Annotated in this window: 2 protein-coding genes; both read left to right on the forward strand. The window is 58.1% G+C overall.

Annotated elements, in window-relative coordinates:
* Window positions 1-654 (forward strand): TolC family protein (locus AC4GMC_RS17600; RefSeq protein ID WP_487878509.1); only part of this gene is annotated, 654 nt, incomplete at its 5' end.
* A 48-nt stretch (window positions 655-702) separates the two neighbouring features.
* Window positions 703-3,762: hypothetical protein (locus tag AC4GMC_RS17605; protein WP_487878508.1), on the forward strand; the 3,060-nt coding region annotated here is incomplete at its 3' end.

The following is a 3,762-nucleotide window of genomic DNA, read 5'->3' on the forward strand; positions in this document are numbered from 1 at the left end:
CGCCCTGAAATCCAGCAAGCGATTTTACAGTACGAAGCCGCCCTTCTGCGCGAAGGCATGGCCGCCAACGAAAGCCTGCCTGAACTGGATTTGGTGTTAGAGGCTCGTAGCGAAGGTGGCACCGGCGGCCGCAGCCTAGGCGATGCATTTGACGACCAATCAGGCAACGTCGGGACCTTGGTCGGGCTAAAATTCTCGGTTCCACTGGGCTTTGATGAGCGCGATGCGCGGTATCATCGCCGCCGGATTGAGACGGTTCAACAGGAGCGTCAGGTCATGTCCGCGATTTCAACTGTGTTGTTGGAAGTCGACGTTTCGGCGAACGAATACATTGTGGCCTGCAATGATCTGGTCGCCCAGCGCCGCGCCTTGCGGGCCGCACAAGCGGATACAAACGCCATCCAAGCCCGCTGGGACGAGGGCATCGGCGACGCCGGGATCGAACTGCTGTCAGCTTTGTTGACCAGTTATCAAAACCTGCAAGCCAGTGAGCAGGCCGTTGCAACAGCCCGCGCCACACGCGAAATTTCGGCCGCCAACCTCGCCCGGGCTCGGGGTCTTTTGCTGGACCGTTGGGGCCTGTCGATGAACCTAACCCGTGATATCCGTGGCGAGCAGACCTACCAGCTCGCGCGGAGCGGACGCGACGGTTAAGCCCATGTGCCATATGCAAGACAGCCATATCCGCCCGGGGTCCGCATCATGAGGGATCTGCCGCGTTTTGAGCCGTTAGAGGACCGCATCGTTCTAGACGGTGAAGCCCAAGTCACCGTATCCGGCCCCACCGATGTGGAATTGGGGGCCCAAGATGTCGAATTCACCCTGACCTTCGACAACGTGCACAGCACCGACACAGGCTACCTGCCGTTCATCGACGTTGTGCTGCCCACGTTGGGCCCGGACGGCTATGACGGCGTGTCTTTTGACAGCGCCACGTTCTTGGGCGGGGCTATCGACACGACACAGCTTGTGTTCGACACAAACGGCGAGGCGGTGCACCCGATTGCCGTCGATACTCTAGGCGACCCGCTGGTCGTGACAGGCACCCCGGGCGAAACACTGCTGGTGTTTACCCTCCCCTACGGGTCGTTCTCACCGGGAAACCCCGCCGTTGACGTGGTGATGACGCTCGATTTTTCGGACAAGGCCGATCTGGCCCACACCGTTGACCTAAAAACGCGGGCAGGCTTTGCGCTTGGAAATGATCCGCTTGATAACCCCACGGCTGACCCCTCTACGCTCAGCACGTTTTCTACGACCAGTGTCGGCAAGACATTGTTCGAACTGACAAAAACCAACAGTGCGCCAGAGAACGAGGCCGCCACCGGCCCCAGCTATGTCTATGAATACACACTGGAAGTCACCGTCGCGCCGGGACAAACTCTGACGGATTTCAATCTGGTCGACACGCTACCGCCCGAGATCGTTTACATGGGCAATCTCGTGACCTCCCCCACAGCGACGATCAACACCGAGCCAACCGCGGGCCAACCCGCAGGCACAGGTAACAACACCCTCGACCTTACATTCGCATCCATTGTGGGCGATCCCGTCACGGGTAATGCTGTCGTGACGTTCGACTACTACATCGATGAAACCGCAGCCGGCACGACGACCCCAACCATTCCCGTGAACTCAGGCGATCCCGCAAACGTGGCCAACACCGTGACGGGCAGTGGCCAATGGGATCCGTTGGACACGAACGACCCAGTTGAGACGATCTCAGCCACCGCAACCAACCGCCAAGAGGCCGTCTCACTCGCGGTTCAGAAAAGCGCAACACTGGTGGATGACACCAATCTGACCGGTGTTATCAGCCCCGATGACGTCTACCGCTTCACACTCGACATCCAAGTCTCCGACTACTTTACCTATGGCGACATCACGGTCACGGATGTGCTTGGGAATGGATGGGAATACCTTAATACCAGCAGTTACGCGCCGACCTTGACCACCACCGAAAGCAGCGGTGGTGCCGTGACGAACGCCGCTTTGCTCCCGCAGGAAACGACCAACTTTGACACCAATACCGGCAAGACGACCGTTGTGTGGGATATCAGCCAAGCCCTCGTGGACGCAGGCTCTGACGCGATCCTGACCGGCGATGATGCTGACGGCACCCCGGGTGGCACCAGTACCACAGCCACGATCACGTACTACGCCCGTATCCTTGGGAACCTAACGGACGATGGCAACATTGGTGAAATCCCGTTTACGCAGGGCGATCTGTTGCGCAACACCGCCACGATTTCGGCCAGCGTTCGGGACAACGGTGATCCGACCAGCATCCTAGGGACCGAAACTGACGATACCCGCACTTCGCTGCAAACACCCTTTGGTCAGATCGACAGCAAAACGGTTTCCTTCATCAACGGTGCAGCCCCCACGCCCGGCTTGGCGATTGCGGCGGGCGATGAGGTCACGTTCAGCATCATCTACACTGCCCCCCTTGGGTCGTATGAAGACCTCGAGATCATCGATAACCTGCCCCAAAACGTGTTCGATTCCACGGAAATCACCACGTTCAACAACATCGTCAGTGGCACCCCCCCGGCTGCAGGTATGGCCCAATTCGGCCTTGCTTCGCAGGACTACGTAGATGCAGGCGGCGGCCCACCGACCCTGTCTGGCGTGCCAAACGACAACCAGATCAACTACGATTTCGGCACATTCACCGCAGAGCCCCGCGAAACGGTGCAGATCGAAATCCTGTTCACCACCACTGTGATCGACGCCATTTTTGCCGATGGCTTGATGCTGACCAACCAAGCAACAGCGTTTGAGGACAATGTGGTCAACGGCATGGTCGATACGACCGCCATCGCAAACTTTGTTTATGGCCAACCGGAACTAGCCATCACCAAGGGCGTGATTGCCACCGACAGCACAGACCCTGACATTGCTTTTTCCGCGACCGAAGGCCCAGTGACCTTTAGCGCGCCCGGTACCAACGGGGTACGGTTCAGCGGCACGATCAGTTCAGATGCCCTCGATACAACACCTATAGATGCTGACCTTGAAGGCATCGACGCGGGCGATCATGTGACCTTTGCGATTGTGGTCGAAAACACGGGCAGAGCCCCCAATGGCGCCTTTGACGTTACCATCACTGACACCCTGCCCACCGGCTTTACGGTGCCATCGGGCGGGTTGAACCTATCGGTGACAGACGGCACAGGCACTCGCGCGATCAGCTACACCGGTGATCTGTTTTCCGGTGGCATCGTATTGGATGATCGCAGCTCTGAGGGGGCATTGTCGGCCTTTGACAGCACCTCCGGCGATAATCTTGTGGTCATCACCTACGATCTTTTGGCTGAACAAACTGTAACGGCCGGCGACGTGATGGAAAACACAGCCACGGTCACGAATTTTACAGCCTTTGAAAGTTCGGTTGGGAGCACTGCCATCAACCGCGCCGATGCCAGCCTGACAGATACTGCCGAGGCAGAGGTCGATGAGGTCGACATCGTCAAAACCCTCAAGAACCGCGAGTTCGGTGAGCAGCGCGTCAATGAGGTCATGGTCGGTGAGGAATTCACCTTTGAAGTCAGCATCGACTTGCCCGAAGGCAGTTATGAGAATGTGATCCTGTCGGATGAAGTCAGCGTCGGCGGCGTGTTTGGCGATTTTGACATGCTCTCCGCGGTTATTACCGGCTGGAACACAACCGCCCTAACCTCATCAAACGGGATCACCCTTGGCAGCGTGCGTATTTCGCGGAAGCTGGGCAGTGATTTCGCGCGATCTCGGGCACGCGTT

This window comes from Thalassobacter sp., from assembly GCF_982993085.1.